This window comes from Mannheimia cairinae, from assembly GCF_028649535.1.
Taxonomy (GTDB): Bacteria; Pseudomonadota; Gammaproteobacteria; order Enterobacterales; family Pasteurellaceae; genus Mannheimia; species Mannheimia cairinae.
In genome coordinates this window covers 58,874-74,571 of sequence record NZ_JAQSJE010000003.1, presented here as the reverse complement: position 1 = coordinate 74,571, position 15,698 = coordinate 58,874, and the positions used below count along the sequence as shown (strand labels likewise).

19 protein-coding genes and 1 tRNA gene are annotated in these 15,698 nt (G+C 36.0%); 8 read left to right on the top strand and 12 right to left on the bottom strand.

All coding sequences use genetic code 11. The annotated features are described in order from the left end of the window. Positions 1-30: 30 nt before the first annotated feature. The 5 genes from ybgC to PTQ27_RS04025 all read right to left on the bottom strand — a co-directional run bounded on the left by ybgC (position 31) and on the right by PTQ27_RS04025 (position 3,687). Entirely contained in the window at positions 31-420 is a 390-nt protein-coding gene (gene ybgC, locus PTQ27_RS04045; RefSeq protein WP_273747964.1) for a tol-pal system-associated acyl-CoA thioesterase, read from the bottom strand. A gap of 164 nt (positions 421-584) precedes the next feature. Continuing rightward, positions 585-872, bottom strand: coding sequence for a cyd operon protein YbgE (gene ybgE, locus PTQ27_RS04040; protein WP_273747965.1), 288 nt, complete (start codon positions 870-872; stop codon positions 585-587). Continuing rightward, entirely contained in the window at positions 872-970 is a 99-nt protein-coding gene (locus tag PTQ27_RS04035) for a cytochrome bd oxidase small subunit, CydX/CbdX family (RefSeq protein WP_273747966.1), read from the bottom strand. Before PTQ27_RS04035 ends, ybgE begins: the two co-directional genes overlap by 1 nt. A 16-nt stretch (positions 971-986) precedes the next feature. After that, complete coding sequence (gene cydB / locus PTQ27_RS04030; protein WP_273747967.1) at positions 987-2,123, bottom strand: cytochrome d ubiquinol oxidase subunit II; 1,137 nt, start codon at positions 2,121-2,123, stop codon at positions 987-989. 13 nt (positions 2,124-2,136) lie between these two features. Next, positions 2,137-3,687 carry a cytochrome ubiquinol oxidase subunit I gene (locus PTQ27_RS04025; RefSeq protein ID WP_273747968.1) on the bottom strand — a complete coding sequence of 517 codons (1,551 nt, stop codon included), beginning with the start codon at positions 3,685-3,687 and terminating at the stop codon, positions 2,137-2,139. A gap of 421 nt (positions 3,688-4,108) precedes the next feature. On the opposite strand from PTQ27_RS04025, the gene PTQ27_RS04020 reads away from it, so the two are divergent. Next, positions 4,109-4,438 carry a DUF5339 domain-containing protein gene (locus tag PTQ27_RS04020; RefSeq protein WP_273747969.1) on the top strand — a complete coding sequence of 110 codons (330 nt, stop codon included), beginning with the start codon at positions 4,109-4,111 and terminating at the stop codon, positions 4,436-4,438. A 114-nt stretch (positions 4,439-4,552) separates the two neighbouring features. Here the strand turns inward: PTQ27_RS04020 and groL are convergent, their stop codons facing one another. The 5 genes from groL to secM all read right to left on the bottom strand — a co-directional run bounded on the left by groL (position 4,553) and on the right by secM (position 10,463). Further along, the gene (groL, locus tag PTQ27_RS04015) at positions 4,553-6,193 is read right to left on the bottom strand and encodes a chaperonin GroEL (protein WP_273747970.1); all 1,641 of its coding nucleotides are present in this window, start codon (positions 6,191-6,193) and stop codon (positions 4,553-4,555) included. 16 nt (positions 6,194-6,209) lie between these two features. After that, the gene (locus PTQ27_RS04010; RefSeq protein WP_273747971.1) at positions 6,210-6,500 is read right to left on the bottom strand and encodes a co-chaperone GroES; all 291 of its coding nucleotides are present in this window, start codon (positions 6,498-6,500) and stop codon (positions 6,210-6,212) included. Positions 6,501-6,886: 386 nt separating this feature from the next. Further along, positions 6,887-7,285, bottom strand: coding sequence for an 8-oxo-dGTP diphosphatase MutT (mutT, locus tag PTQ27_RS04005; protein WP_273747972.1), 399 nt, complete (start codon positions 7,283-7,285; stop codon positions 6,887-6,889). Positions 7,286-7,383: 98 nt separating this feature from the next. After that, positions 7,384-10,083 (bottom strand): preprotein translocase subunit SecA, encoded by a 2,700-nt coding sequence (secA, locus tag PTQ27_RS04000; protein ID WP_273747973.1) that lies wholly within the window; start codon positions 10,081-10,083, stop codon positions 7,384-7,386. Between the two features lie 59 nt (positions 10,084-10,142). Continuing rightward, positions 10,143-10,463 carry a secA translation cis-regulator SecM gene (gene secM / locus PTQ27_RS03995; RefSeq protein WP_273747974.1) on the bottom strand — a complete coding sequence of 107 codons (321 nt, stop codon included), beginning with the start codon at positions 10,461-10,463 and terminating at the stop codon, positions 10,143-10,145. 107 nt (positions 10,464-10,570) lie between these two features. Between secM and PTQ27_RS03990 the strand changes: the two genes are divergently transcribed. Both PTQ27_RS03990 and PTQ27_RS03985 read left to right on the top strand, forming a co-directional pair. Then, on the top strand, positions 10,571-10,873 hold the full coding sequence (locus PTQ27_RS03990; RefSeq protein ID WP_273747975.1) for a DciA family protein: 303 nt from the start codon (positions 10,571-10,573) through the stop codon (positions 10,871-10,873). A 31-nt stretch (positions 10,874-10,904) separates the two neighbouring features. Further along, a complete protein-coding gene (locus tag PTQ27_RS03985) occupies positions 10,905-11,279 on the top strand; it encodes a copper resistance protein NlpE (protein ID WP_273747976.1) in 375 nt (124 codons plus the stop codon). Between the two features lie 178 nt (positions 11,280-11,457). Here PTQ27_RS03985 and PTQ27_RS03980 read toward each other — a convergent pair. Beyond that, positions 11,458-11,547 (bottom strand) — tRNA-Ser (locus tag PTQ27_RS03980). Positions 11,548-11,645: 98 nt separating this feature from the next. Next, positions 11,646-11,957, bottom strand: a complete 312-nt coding sequence (locus PTQ27_RS03975; protein WP_273747977.1) for a BolA family protein — start codon at positions 11,955-11,957, stop codon at positions 11,646-11,648. Between the two features lie 93 nt (positions 11,958-12,050). Between PTQ27_RS03975 and PTQ27_RS03970 the strand changes: the two genes are divergently transcribed. From PTQ27_RS03970 to PTQ27_RS03950, 5 genes are all read left to right on the top strand, one after another. Next, positions 12,051-12,638 carry a YajG family lipoprotein gene (locus PTQ27_RS03970; protein ID WP_273747978.1) on the top strand — a complete coding sequence of 196 codons (588 nt, stop codon included), beginning with the start codon at positions 12,051-12,053 and terminating at the stop codon, positions 12,636-12,638. A 170-nt stretch (positions 12,639-12,808) separates the two neighbouring features. Beyond that, a complete protein-coding gene (gene rsmE, locus PTQ27_RS03965) occupies positions 12,809-13,540 on the top strand; it encodes a 16S rRNA (uracil(1498)-N(3))-methyltransferase (protein WP_273747979.1) in 732 nt (243 codons plus the stop codon). Further along, positions 13,540-14,100: a YqgE/AlgH family protein gene (locus tag PTQ27_RS03960; protein WP_273747980.1), complete on the top strand. Its 561-nt coding sequence runs from the start codon at positions 13,540-13,542 to the stop codon at positions 14,098-14,100. Before rsmE ends, PTQ27_RS03960 begins: the two co-directional genes overlap by 1 nt. Beyond that, positions 14,100-14,513 carry a Holliday junction resolvase RuvX gene (gene ruvX / locus PTQ27_RS03955; protein WP_273747981.1) on the top strand — a complete coding sequence of 138 codons (414 nt, stop codon included), beginning with the start codon at positions 14,100-14,102 and terminating at the stop codon, positions 14,511-14,513. The genes PTQ27_RS03960 and ruvX overlap by 1 nt, the downstream gene beginning before the upstream one ends. Positions 14,514-14,557: 44 nt before the next feature. Further along, the gene (locus tag PTQ27_RS03950) at positions 14,558-15,616 is read left to right on the top strand and encodes an AI-2E family transporter (RefSeq protein WP_273747982.1); all 1,059 of its coding nucleotides are present in this window, start codon (positions 14,558-14,560) and stop codon (positions 15,614-15,616) included. Positions 15,617-15,698 lie beyond the last annotated feature (82 nt).

Sequence of the window (15,698 nt, the reverse complement as noted above, 5' to 3'; positions counted from 1 at the left end):
AAACTCCGAATAGTTTTTAAATATAAAAAATTATTTAATCTGTAGCACTTGACGAATGTCGTCAGGAATTGCAACCGGTTTCATCTTTACTAAATCAACACTGGCGACAGTTACTGTTGCACTACTTAAACATATCTCATCTTTCCATAAATTTTGCTTAAAAATAACGCTTGCTTTTTTTACTTCTAAGATAACTGTTTCAACTTTTAATAAATCATCCAAACGAGCAGGTGATTTATAATCTATTTCAACTCGCCTAACTACAAAGGCAAATGATTTTGCAAATAGTTCCTGCTGAGAAAAATTATATTGCCGTAAAAACTCCGTTCTTGCACGTTCGAAAAAGTTAAGATAATTAGCATGATAAACAACACCACCAGCATCAGTATCTTCATAATACACTCGAATCGGGAAATCCATAGACATCTTCTCTTATTCAAAATGAAAAAACGCCCAAAATTTAGGCGTAAATTGCTTGCTATTGTAGAGATAGAAAAATCGTTGTGCAAGTAGATTTTATAGCAATACTACAAAAAAATTTTTTATTAATACAACCAAAGAAAAAAGAGGCTTCAAAAGAGCCTCTATTTATTCAATAAAATCCACAATGATGGTAATACGATCAAGTATCCGACTATTGGTAAGAATACTGCCTTCCAAAGTGTTGTTCGTATTTCAAATCCTATTCCGTGGATCCACAAAATAGCCATACCATAAAATGCCAGAATTGCTAAATAGGGAATTCTGCCGCCAAAATATTGGCTAAAAGCGGTCGAATTTAGCAAAATAGTTGCAAATAAGGCTGTTGCTAAAAGGAAAGAAAGGGCTTTTAACAAGCCCTTTGCTGTTAAGTTATAAAGAGTATTAATCATTACTCGTCAAACTTACCCGTTTTTTCAACGCTAATAGTGATAACTGTTGCAAAGAAAATTGCAAGCATCACACCTAAGACCCAAGTTACATAAAACATAATCTAGTCTCCTTAATTAGTAAGCACTTGCTTTGTTTTCTTCTAAATAGCTAGCATCTAAGCGACCATACATCTTGATATATGACCAAATAGTATAACTTAATACTAATGGAACAAAGATCGCAGCAACAATTAACATAACTGTTAATGTTGTATGGCTCGCAGTTGAATCCCAAACTGTTAAACTCATTTCAGGATGAGTAATTGATGGCATAATGAACGGGAACATAGAAACTGCAGCCGTTAAAATAACACCAATAATCATCAGTGATGATGAGAAGAATGCCCAGCCAGAACGATTTGCTTTTGAGCTAATAACTGTCAAGATTGCACCAATGATGGCTAATGCAGGAACAACCCATAAAATTGGCATTTCTGCATAATTTTTAAACCAAGCACCAGTCTCAACAATCACTGTTTTATTAGTCAATAACGATTGTGCATTACGATCTAATTCACTTGTAATGATAAAGCCGTCTTTAAAATAAAGCCACACACCCGCTAAAACAAAAGCTACTAAAACAACTGTCGCAGTAATTTGTGCAACTACTCTTGAATTATTATGTAATTCATCTGTTGTTTTCATTTGTAACCAAGTTGCACCTTGTGTTGTTAACATCATTAAACTAATGATACCACATAATAATGCAAATGGATTTAACAAACCAAAGAATGTGCCTGTGTATTGTGATTGGTTAATATTGTTAAACTCAAATGGTACACCTTGTAATAAATTACCGAATGCAACACCGAATACTAATGATGGAACAAAACCACCAATAAATAAGCCCCAATCCCAAGCATTACGCCATCTTGGATCATCAATTTTAGCACGATATTCAAAACCGACTGGACGGAAGAATAATGCCGCTAAAACTAATACCATTGCAATATAGAACCCTGAGAAAGAAGTTGCATATACTGTAGGCCACGCCGCAAAGATAGCACCACCTGCCGTTAATAACCATACTTGGTTACCATCCCAGTGAGGAGCGATCGTATTGATCATAATACGACGTTCAACATTACTTTTACCAATAACAGGTAAAAGATTTAATACGCCCATATCAAAACCATCTGTGATGGCAAAACCAATTAACAATACCGCAATTAAGATCCACCAAATAAAGCGGAGAATTTCATAATCGATCATTTTTAACTCCTAATTATTTTGCAGATTGTTCAAAGTGATAACGACCTGTTTTTAATGCACTTGGACCTAAACGACCATATTTGAACATTAAATACATTTCTACAATTAAGAACAGTGTATATAAACCACATAGTAACCCAATCGTGAACCATAAATCGCCAGTTGTTAATGCAGAATTAGAAACACCTACAGGTAACATTTCATAAATCGCCCAAGGCTGACGACCATATTCTGCTAAGAACCAACCTGATTCAATAGCAATCCAAGGCAATGGAATACCCCATAATAATGCTTTTAATAAGAAGCGGTTTGAGCCTACTGTTCCACGTACATTTTGAGCAAATGCAAAAATGATTAATAGAAGCATTAAACCACCAGAAGCCATCATAATACGGAATGCCCAGAATGTAGGACCTACATTTGGAATAGTACTATCTGCTGCTTTTTGGATTTGCTCTTCAGTTGCATCAACAACATTATCTGTATATTGTTTTAACAATAAGCCAAATCCTAAATCTTTTTCTACTTCTTTAAAGGCTGCTTTATCAGCTTCGGTATAATCGCCTGAACGTAATTTTTCTAATAACGCATAAGCTTGAATACCTGTACGAACACGTTGCTCATTTACAACACGAATATCTTTTAAGCCTTTAATTTCAGTATCTAAAGAACGAGTTGCAATAATACCTGCCGCATAAGGAATATGAATTGCGAATTCATTTTTCATTTCAGCGGTATTAGGAATTACAGCCACATTCCACGCAGCTGGTGCAGGCTGAGTTTCAAACTCCCCTTCCATTGCCGCTAATTTTGTTGGTTGAGCTTGACCGATGGTATAACCTGATTCATCACCCATTACTAATACAGAGATAATCGCAATTAAACCAAAACTTGCACCAACAGAGAATGAACGTTTTGCAAAGCCTAAATCACGGCCTTTTAAGATATAGTAAGCACTAATTCCTAATACAAAGATTGCACCACAAGTATAGCCCGCTGTTACGGTATGTAAGAACTTCGCCTGCGTTACTGGGTTTAAAACAAGTTCAGAGAAACTTGCTAATTCCATACGCATTGTTTCAAAATTAAACTCAGAACCAACTGGGTTTTGCATCCAACCGTTAGCAACTAAAATCCACAATGCTGAGAAGTTAGAACCAAATGCAACACAATATGTTGCTAATAAATGTTTACCTTTTGATAAACGATCCCAACCGAAGAAGAACAATCCCACAAATGTAGATTCTAGGAAGAATGCCATTAAGCCTTCAATCGCTAATGGAGCACCAAAAATGTCTCCCACATAATGAGAATAATATGACCAGTTCATACCAAACTGGAATTCCATTGTAATACCAGTTGTTACACCTAGAGCAAAGTTAATACCAAATAACTTACCCCAGAATTTAGTCATATCTTTATATACTTCTTTACCCGTCGTTACATATAAGGTTTCCATCACCACAAGAATGAAAGAAAGACCTAATGTAAGTGGTACGAATAAGAAGTGGTAGAGTGCAGTTAAAGCAAACTGCAAACGTGAGAGTTCAACTACGTCTAACATCTCAAACCTCTTATTAATATACTAATTGTAATAATTAGATTACTTAATTTAAGTAATCGCCCACAAGTTCTCACTTAATTGAAATAAATAACTCAAAGGAGTTAATCTATAATAAAGTGTCGGCGACTATTCTACTCGTAAATAACTAATTAAAAAATAGCAATTTTGTTATATTGTTCACAAATTTGGTTTATTTATATAATAAATATCATATACCATACTAAATAACTTGGTTATATTTAACATTAAATTAACAATAAAATTACCAGCTTTTAAAATTCCAGAAATTGATGATCGGATATAAGAAAAAAGATCAAATTCTAGATGACTTTAAATAAAACTTTTGATAGTATCGGCGAGCTTTATCGCAAAAATAGATAAAACAATTAATTTTAATCACGGCCTAATGTGCGAGGAAACAATGCTAAAAAGAATTTTAGGGGTAACACTGATTACTGGTGCTCTAGTTTCAGGAACGGCGATCGCTAGTGTTAAAACCTCCTCACTTACAGTTGCAAAGCCTACTTTAAGTAAAACATTGCCAACTGAATGCGAAAAGATGTTTAACACTGCTGATAAACTCGTTGCTGATGCAGAAAAACAACCTGGAACACATACTCAGGTAGTAAAAATGAAAAATAAACTTTCTTCAACAAAACAGCAAATCTTAAAAATGGATTCTGCATTACAATTAAAAAGTTGTGAAAAAGGTTTAACTGCATTAAATACATTAAAACAAAAGCATCAATAATAAAATAAAGGATATTTACTAATTTTTAGTATAAACAAATGAAAAGATTTATATAAAAAAAGCTACCGAAAATAATTTCAGTAGCTTTTTTATTTTGGTCTATCTCAAAGCGAATTACATCATTCCGCCCATTCCACCCATACCGCCCATTGCAGCAGGATCTAATTTTTCTTCTTTTGGTAGATCTGTGATCATACATTCTGTTGTGATCATCAAGCCTGCAATCGAAGCAGCAAATTGAAGTGCCGAACGAGTTACTTTAGTCGGATCTAAAATACCCATTTCAAGCATATCGCCATATTGTTCAGTACCAGCGTTATAGCCATAGTTGCCTGAACCGTCTTTTACATTGCGAGCAACAACCGATGCTTCTTCGCCAGCATTTGCCACAATTTGACGTAAAGGAGCTTCCATTGCACGTAATGCAAGTTTAATACCTACATTTTGCTCTTCGTTATCGCCTGTTAAAGTGGTAGCCACTTTACTTGCCGCACGCACTAAAGCAACACCGCCTCCCGGTACAATACCTTCTTCAACTGCTGCACGAGTTGCGTGAAGGGCATCATCTACACGGTCTTTTTTCTCTTTCATTGCCACTTCAGTTGCAGCACCTACTTTGATGACCGCTACACCACCTGCTAATTTAGCAACACGTTCTTGTAGTTTTTCTTTGTCGTAGTCTGAAGTTGAATCTTCGATTTGCTGGCGAATTTGTGCAACACGAGCTTTAATTTGTGTTTCATCACCAATACCATCAATAATGGTTGTATTATCTTTCGTGATAACAACACGTTTTGCTTGACCTAACTCTTCAAGTGTTGCTTTTTCAAGCTCCATACCGATTTCTTCAGAAATAACAGTACCTGCGGTTAAAATCGCAATATCTTGTAACATTGCTTTACGACGATCGCCAAAGCCTGGTGCTTTTACTGCAGCCACTTTCACAATACCACGCATTGTGTTTACCACTAATGTTGCTAATGCTTCGCCTTCAATATCTTCAGCAATAATTAATAACGGTTTACCTGCTTTTGCAACACCTTCTAACACAGGTAATAATTCACGAATGTTAGATACTTTTTTATCCACTAAAAGAATATAAGGATTTTCTAGTTCAACAGTACCGGCTTCCGGTTTATTGATGAAATATGGTGATAAGTAACCACGGTCAAATTGCATACCCTCAACCACATCTAACGCATCTTCTAAGCCTGTGCCATCTTCAACCGTAATGACGCCCTCTTTGCCCACTTTTTCCATTGCTTGAGCAATTAACTGACCTACAGTTGAGTCTGAGTTTGCAGAAATGGTACCAACTTGTTCAATTTCTTTTGAGGTTTCACACGGTTTTGAAATCGCTTTTAACTCTTCAACTACCGCTGTAACTGCTTTATCAATACCACGTTTTAAATCCATTGGGTTCATACCGGCAGCAACTGCTTTTAAGCCTTCGTTTACGATTGCTTGAGCAAGCACCGTTGCGGTTGTTGTACCGTCACCTGCGGCGTCATTGGCTTTAGAGGCAACCTCTTTTACCATTTGAGCACCCATATTTTCAAATTTATCTTCTAACTCAATTTCACGAGCAACGGATACACCATCTTTAGTGATGGTTGGAGCACCATAAGCACGATCTAATACCACATTACGACCTTTAGGGCCTAAAGTAACTTTTACTGCATCGGCTAAAATATTCACACCGTTTAACATTTTTACACGTGCATCATTACCAAATTTAACGTCTTTTGCTGCCATTTTCTGTTCCTTTTAATTATTCTACAATCGCTAAAATATCGTGTTCAGCAAGAATTAATACTTCTTCGCCATCAATTTTTTCAGTTTTTACGCCGTAACCTTCATTAAAGATCACAACATCGCCAACCTTAACGGCTAAAGGCTGAACTGAGCCGTTTTCTAAAATACGACCAGTACCAACTGCGATAACTTTACCACGAGTTGATTTAGTTGCCGCTGAGCCTGTTAAAACAATACCGCCAGCAGATTTTGTTTCAATTTCTTCACGTTTTAAAATTACTTTATCGTGCAATGGACGAAGAGCCATATTATGTTCCTTTTTTAAATGTAATAAATAAGAGTTCCACGCAAAAAGCGTAACGCATAACAATATAGAGCCAGATTCTAGACTTTCAAGTGCAAGCGGTTAAATTTGTCAAAAATTTTGCAAATTTAACCGCTTGATGATGAAATTTTATCCTAAGAAATAAGGTACCCACAAAATGAGCTCCCCCGATGGTGCGAGCGTCCTCGCTCGTACCCAAACAAGTGGTCAATTTACTTTCAAAACTTGCAAAAGTTTGAGAAAAATTAACCGTTTTTAGCTAACACAAAAACTTTCTATTCATAGAATGTCGGCTAAAATTGTCCGACTTACTTTACTTAAAAAATTAAGGTACCCATAAAATGAGTACCTTTATAAGATTGAAATAATTACACTTCCGCCTTTAAACGTTTTATTAGCTCTGCATTTGCCGGAGGAAATGCCCCTTCATCTAAATCAGATTGGGCAATCCAGAAGCCTTCTTGTCCTTCTCTTCCAAAAGGTTCATTAATCCATTCTTCTACCAGATAGAAGAAAAACTCAATAATCTTGGTTGGGTATTCGAAGCTAAAATGTTCGTAGGGAAAAGCACTTAATATCTGAATACCAATTTCTTCTTCGAGTTCACGTTTCAATGCTTCTTCTGGTGTTTCGTTTGCATCAACTTTTCCACCGGGGAACTCTAAGGATTGAGCGAAATCTTGACCTTCTAAGCGTTGGGTTAAATAAATTTGCCCAAATTCATTACGGATGATGCCAGCAGAGACTTGAACAATAGGTTTTGACATAATTCTTTACTCTTTTATAAATTAAAAGCGGTAATATTTAGAGGGATGTTTTCATAAATTAGTTGCAAATTTTTCACTAAATATCACCGCTTGTTTCATTATGCGTATTTCGCTTTGTTACCGTGGCAATGTTTATATTTTTTGCCAGAACCGCACGGACAAGGTTCATTTCTACCGATATTTAAGTTTGCGAGTTCTTCATCACTTAATTCTCGATCTTCTGACTTAGTATCAGTACTTTGCGCTTGTGCAGCTTCCATCTCAGCTTGAGCACGTTGTGCAGCCTCTACTTCTTCTTGGCTACGTACTTGAATACGGCTTAAAATACTGATGACATTCGATTTTAAGGTATTTAGCATATTGGTAAACATTGCAAAAGATTCTTTTTTGTACTCTTGTTTCGGATCTTTTTGTGCATAACCACGTAAGTGAATACCTTTACGTAAATAGTCCATTGCAGATAAATGCTCTTTCCATAATTCATCAAGGTTTTGTAACATTACTCCCTTTTCAAAATTACGAAGCACTTCACTGCCAACTTTTTCTTCTTTTGCTTTATATTCATTTACTGCAATATTTAAGATACGTTCACGTAAAGTCTCTTCGTGCAGATCTTTTTCCGTTTCTAACCATTGAGAAATTGGTAACTCTAAGCCAAATTCACGTTGTAGGCGTTCTTCCAAACCTGGTACATCCCACATTTCTTCAATCGATTGTGGTGGAATATACTGGCTGATTGTGCTGTCGAAAACGTCTTGACGAATAGTTTCGATCATCGCTGAAATATCATTAGTTTCTAATAAATGATTGCGTTGCTCATAAATAACTTTACGTTGTTCATTTGCCACATCATCATATTGTAAGAGGTTTTTACGGCCGTCAAAGTTATGAGCTTCAACTTTTGCTTGTGCGGATGCAATCACTTTTGTTAAAAGTTTTGATTCCATCGCCTCGCCTTCTTCACTAAAGGCTTTACGCATCATATTCAATTTACCTTCGTTTAGGTAAATTCGCATTAGTGCATCATCTAAAGATAAGTAGAAACGTGATGAACCTGGGTCTCCTTGACGACCTGAACGACCACGTAGCTGGTTATCAATACGGCGAGATTCGTGGCGTTCCGTACCGATAATATGTAAACCGCCAGCTTTCATTACTGTTTCATAACGTTCTTGCCACGCTGCTTTAATTTCATCAATTTGTTCTTGAGTCGGATTTTCTAGCTTGGCAATTTCCATTTTCCAGTTACCGCCAAGTACAATATCGGTACCACGACCAGCCATATTAGTTGCAATGGTGACTGCACCTGGAGCCCCTGCTTCTGCTACAATTTCAGCTTCTTGCGCGTGGAATTTTGCATTTAATACATTGTGTTTAATGCCCGCTTTGGTTAAAGCATCTGATAATAACTCAGATTTTTCAACCGATGCCGTCCCCACTAAAACAGGTTGTTTACGCTCAATACAATCTTTGATTTCATCAATAATGGCCGCAAATTTTTCTGCCTCGCTCTTAAACATTAAGTCAGTGCGATCATCACGAATAACCGGTTTGTTAGTTGGCACAACTACGGTATTTAGCCCATAAATTTGTTGGAATTCAAAAGCTTCTGTATCTGCTGTACCTGTCATCCCTGCTAATTTTTCGTATAGGCGGAAATAGTTTTGGTAAGTAATGGAGGCAACAGTTTGGTTTTCGCCTTGAATATTAACACGTTCTTTTGCTTCAATCGCTTGGTGTAAACCATCAGACCAACGACGACCCGCCATTGTACGACCAGTATGTTCATCAATGATAACCACTTCGCCATCTTTTACCATATAATCTACATTACGCTCAAATAATTTATGAGCACGTAATGCTGCACTTACGTGGTGTAATAATGAAATTCGAGCCGGATGATATAAACTTTCCCCTTCTTCCATTAACCCCATTTGAGTTAAGAATTCTTCCACTTTAACCATTCCACGCTCAGTTAAGTGTGCCTGTTTGTTTTTTAGATCTAAAGTGAAATCGCCTTCGCCGGTGTATTCTTCCGTATCTTCTTTATCTTGAGCAATTAGATGAGGAATAATTTGATCGACCGCCTGATAAATTTGGGTTGCATCTTCCGCAGGTCCCGAAATAATTAATGGAGTACGGGCTTCATCAATTAAGATAGAATCTACTTCATCCACTAACGCATAGTGCAATTCACGCTGAAAACGCTCATTTTTATCGTGGGCTAAATTATCACGCAGATAGTCAAAACCTAATTCGCTGTTGGTTGAATAAGTAATATCTGCTTGGTATGCGGCACGTTTAACATCAGAAGGTAAACCTGGGACATTTACCCCAACAGTTAAGCCTAAAAATTCAAATAATGGACGGTTTGTTTCAGCATCTCGGCGTGCAAGGTAATCATTTACGGTTACCACGTGAACACCTTTCCCTGTTAGAGCATTTAAATAGCAAGACAAGGTTGCGGTTAATGTTTTACCTTCCCCCGTACGCATTTCTGCAATATTACGGCCTGTTAGCACCATACCGCCAATTAATTGCACATCGAATGGACGCATTCCTAATACACGACGGCTTGCTTCACGCACAGTTGCAAAAGCTTCTGGTAACAAGCTATCTAAGCTTGCACCTTCTGCTAAACGCTGTTTAAATTCTGCTGTTTTCGCTTGTAGTTCTTCGTCTGATAATTGCTCAAACGTTGGTTCTAGTTTATTGATTTGTACAACACGTTTTTTTAAACGCTTTAAAATACGATCGTTGCTTGAGCCAAAAATTGAAGTAAGTAGTTTTGAAATCATTGTGTTATTCCTAAATATAAATATGTAAAAAAGTTTCGTTTAAAATAGTAAATTTATATTTAGGCAATAGGGCCCGCTCGGATTGGATTGAGGTTACAGTTATCTAAGCGGTAATAATTTGCAAAGAATTCGCAAAAACTCACCGCTTGAGATTTACCTTTGATGGGGGTATCGTTTAATGCAACAATAAAAAGAGCCTGTTGCTCTACATCAATAGCAGTTTGTGCATATTGAACTAAGGATTGATTAATAACGCTTTCTTGTTCATTTTCATTGGGATTTATCGCCTGAATTTCAGGCAAGGCAAGCATCGCAACCATACCCAAAAGCAGTTGCGACCAAAATGGTGTTTTATGAAAATGTTTAAAAAATAAATTCATCAAGATAATATTAAATATAAATTTACGTTATTATACGCTAAATTCGAGTAGAATGAGAAAATTATTGGGGCAAGTCACCTAAAATCAAGTATAAAGATGATAAATAGATGAAAAATTCCGCACCTAAAAATATTAATGATATTTTACAGAACTCAACTCTGACAAGAATTGTCGAAAAAGCAAATGTCATTAATGACTTAAATCAAAAAGTTCAGAAAATATTGCCTGAATCGTTTCGTGGGCTTTACCGAGTCGCAAATTTAGTTGATAATCAGCTTATTATTAATGTTCAAAGTGCAACGGTTCGCCAAGGCTTAATTTTACAACAAGCTAGATTATTAGAACAAATACAAGCTGATTTACCTGAAGTAATTCGTCTTGAATTTAAGGTAAATCCGAGCTTTAAATAACTTAATTATTTATTACAAAGAGGAAAATGGTATGAAAAAAATCGCATTAATTGGATTAACTACTGCGATGTTAGGAGCTTGTTCATTACTACCACAACAAAATGTAACAGGCACTTATGCTGGCGAGTTACCTTGTGCTGACTGTGAAAAAATTCAAGCACAACTTACTTTAAATGCGGACAAAACTTACCAATATGACACTGTTTATTTCAAAGATAAAAAAGAATATGCCTATCGTGATAAAGGCACCTACAGCTGGGAGCCAAACAAAAAGAATGTACTCCGTTTAGAAAAAGCATCGGGTAATCTTGCATTTTTAGTTACCGAGCAATATGTCGAAATTTGCGATTCAAACGGCAATACAGTAAAAAGCGACAACAATTACAAACTTGATAAAATACGTTAAAGCATAAAAATAAAAAAGAGATTCTATAGAATCTCTTTTTTATTTTAGAGAATGTTTCAAAGATAAAAAAATCCCCGAGCAATAAATACTCGGGGATAACCTAAAATAAAAAGTATTATCTACTTTTACTTAACCAAGGAAATATCTATGAAAACAGTAAGGAATCTTTTAGTATGAATGGCGGTGAGAGGGGGATTCGAACCCCCGATACACTTTCGCATATACACGCTTTCCAGGCGTGCTCCTTCAACCACTCGGACATCTCACCGAAACCGAAACAAACAAAAGATTGGAAAAATATACCAATTTTACTAGGCTATTTCAAGCATTTTATTTACAAAATAAATTAAATCAATTTTTAGCCAATTACTGCCCAACACCTAAACAATTTGGCGATTTTGGTACAGTTCCGCTTATTTCTTCCCATTCGCTTTCTGTATATAAATGTAAAGCTAGTGCGTGCACACCATTTGCTAATTCATCGGCTAGACAAGTATAGACTGCTCTGTGGCGAGCAACCGTTCGCTGCCCTTCAAATTTTTTTGATACTAACGTTAATTTAAAATGCGACTCTGAACCTCTACCAGAGCTATGCATATAGCTTTCGTTTTCAATATTTAGTACTAATGGTGAAAATTCAGCATTGATTTTCTCAATAATTGTCTGCTCTACTGACATTTTTTGCTCTCTTTAATTGAAAATTAAAATAGAATGATACTATACTAGCAAATATATTTCTCACACAATTTCTTTAATATAGAAGGATTTACTATGAAACTATCTAAAAAAACTTTAGTTTTAGCTAGCACGTTTGCAGCTGCTTTATTAGCAGGCTGCCAGAGTCAATCAAATGTACTGACATTCTCAACCCCAACACCAACTGCGGTATTTAACACGAATAACCAAACAGCTGCAGTTAATGTAATGACTCAAGATCTACGTACTTCTCGTGAAGTGGGTAGTTATACAAAAAGTGGTGAAATTATTCGTTTAACCGCAGTCCCAGAAGTTGCGGCTATGTTCCAACAAGCAATGCAACAAGATTTAAATGCAAAAGGTTTCCAAATTGTGCAAGGTGCAGCTAATGCCAATGTTACCGTAAATATCCGCCAATTCTTTGCTACTGTTGAACAAGGTAACTTGCGTTATAAAGCCAATGCTCAGGTTGGTGTAGAAGTGACTGTTCAAGGTGCAAGAGGCAACTTTAGCAAAAACTTTAATGCAACTCGTGGCTATGAAGGTGCATTTGGTGCAGATAACAATGAAATCAAAAAAGTATTAGATCAAGCATATTCTGATGTTGTGAAAGCAATTTATAACGATAATGAAATTGCAAATGCAATTCATCAATTTAAATAATTGATATTTTAAATGCTTTTACAAGCGGTTAAATTTCTTCAATACATTGCAAAGTTTTGGTGGAATTTAACCGCTTGTTATTTTTCTTTTTGACCTTATATCAATAAATTATATCGATAACCTTATTTTAATGCTAAATTAGACTAATAATTTATTAATCACTAAACATTATGAGAATTCCAAGAATTTATCATCCTGCCCCATTGGCAAATCAACAAAGTTGTATTTTAAGTGAAGACGCTACTAATCACGTTGGGCGTGTATTGCGAATGAAAGCAGGCGAGCAAATTATTTTATTTGATGGCTCAAATCATATTTTTAATGCAACTTTACAAGCGGTTGAAAAAAAACAAATTATTGCAAAAATTGACTCGATTGAATTAGATGACCGTGAATCCAACCTAAATATTCATTTAGGACAAGTAATTTCTCGTGGCGATAGAATGGAATTTACCATTCAAAAATCGGTCGAGCTTGGGGTTAAAACTATTACACCACTTTGGTCTGAGCGTTGTGGTGTAAAACTCAATGATGAACGCCAAGATAAAAAATTACAACAATGGCAAAAAATCGCTATTGCTGCTTGTGAGCAATGCGGACGCAATGAAATTCCAGAAATTCGTCCGATTATGAAATTAACCGATTGGTGTAAAGAGCAAGATGAAATGTTAAAACTTAACCTTCATCCTCGTGCGAAATATACTATTCGTGAACTTCCTAATGTGCCAGAGGCGGGAGTACGTTTATTGATTGGCTCAGAAGGTGGCTTATCCGCTGAAGAAATTGCAATGACAGAGACTCAAGGTTTTACCGAAGTGTTACTCGGCAAACGTGTTTTACGTACTGAAACCGCCTCACTGGCAGCCATTACCGCACTGCAAGTCTGTTTTGGAGATATTTAATGTTAGAGAATTTACAAGGTAAGTTTTTAATTGCAACACCTGAAATGGATGATGAGTATTTTGATCGTACCGTTATCTATATTTGTGAACATAATCAACAAGGAGCAATGGGGGTTGTGATCAACACTCCTACCGATCTTTCTGTATTAGAATTGCTTACTCGAATGGATTTCCAAATGGCAAATCAACGAAACTATAAAAAAGATCAAATGGTACTAAGTGGTGGCCCGGTGAATCAAGATAGAGGCTTTATTATCCACACCAGAACAGAAAAAGATTTTGTGCATACTTATCCGATCACTAATGAAATCGCATTAACAACTTCTGGCGATGTGTTAGACTCTTTCGGTACCCCTGATTCACCAGAAAAATTTATTGTTTGCTTAGGTTGCTCGACTTGGCGAACGAACCAATTAGAACAAGAAATTGCATTAAATTATTGGGTTATTTCTGATAGTAATGAAAAAACATTATTTGAGACGAGCTATTTAGAACGCTGGTCAGAAGCTTATGAAATGATGGGTGTTTTAGGTGTATTAGCAAAAGCAGGGAGGGCATAATGGCACAAACTATTATTGCTTTCGATTTTGGTACTTATAGCATTGGCTGCGCAGTTGGGCAAAGTATTACAGGTACAGCACAAGGTTTGCCCGCATTTAAAGCTCAAGACGGTATTCCAAACTGGGAAGAAATAGGTAAGGTTTTACAAGAGTGGAAACCCGATCTGTTAGTAGTAGGTTTGCCTCTCAAGATGGACGGTACAGAACAACCTCTTACTCTACGTGCTAAAAAATTTGCTAACCGCTTAAATGGCCGCTTTAATTTACCTGTTGAATTACAAGATGAACGTTTAACAACCGTTGAAGCAAAAGCAGAAATTTTTTCCCGTGGTGGCTATAAAGCATTAAAAAAAGATAAAGTAGATTCTATTTCTGCTTGTTTAATTTTAGAAAGTTGGTTTGAAAATCAATAAATTGCAAAAATTATTATTTTTTGACCGCTTGCATAAGGATATTTATGACATCATACAGTCGCACTTTAGTTAGTATAGCCGCTATAATCATCATCCTAGCTGGCATTAAGCTTTCCAATGAAATTGTGGTACCGTTTTTACTTTCTCTTTTCATTGCGATTATCTGCTCTCCAATGATTAAATTTATGATAAAACGCAAAGTACCACTCTCTTTGGCTATTGCGATACTCTTTATCGTCTTTATGCTAGGTTTTTCTTTTCTTGCTGGCGTAATTAATAGCACCTTACAAGAATTTACAACTTCTATTCCTCAATATAAAGTACAACTTTCAGCTCGAATTCAATCGTTAATGACAATCGCTAATCAATGGAATCTACCGATTACCGTAACGCAAGAAGAAATAATGAGCAAGCTTGATCCAAGCTCAATAATGAATTTAGTGAGCCAATTACTAAAAGGGCTTTCTGGTGCATTATCAAATATTTTTGTGATATTCCTGATTGTTATTTTTATGTTATTTGAAATGCCCGTTGCTAAATATAAACTCGCATTAGTGCTTAGTGCCGATGACGACTTACGCAATGAGAAAGAATATATTAACCAAGTATTAGATGGTGTTATTGGATATCTAGGTGTCAAAACTTTTGTGAGTTTAATAACCGGTTTATTGGTCTGGATATTACTAGAATGTCTCGGTGTTCAATATGCTATTTTATGGGCTATTTTAAGTTTCTTACTGAATTATGTGCCAAATATCGGTTCTATTTTGGCAGGTATTCCGATTGTTATTCAAGCTTTAATATTAAATGGTTTTTCCGTAGGATTAGGTGTACTGCTAGGGATTATTGCAATTAATATGGCTATTGGTAATGCTCTTGAGCCTAGATTAATGGGTAAAAAACTTGGGCTTTCTACTTTAGTTGTTTTCCTCTCACTCTTATTTTGGGGCTGGTTGCTAGGCACTGTTGGAATGTTGCTATCTGTTCCTTTAACAATGGCGTGCAAAGTTGCACTAGAGTCTAATAAAAATACCCGAAAATATGCTGTATTATTTAGCGATTTAGAAGAAGTACCAAAAGATCAAAAACATCACGAAAATTAAACTTGACGATAAAAAAAGAGTTGCTAGAATTGAGCAACTCTTTTTTATTTTATTATTTAAAATAAATCAGATTGTTCGGATG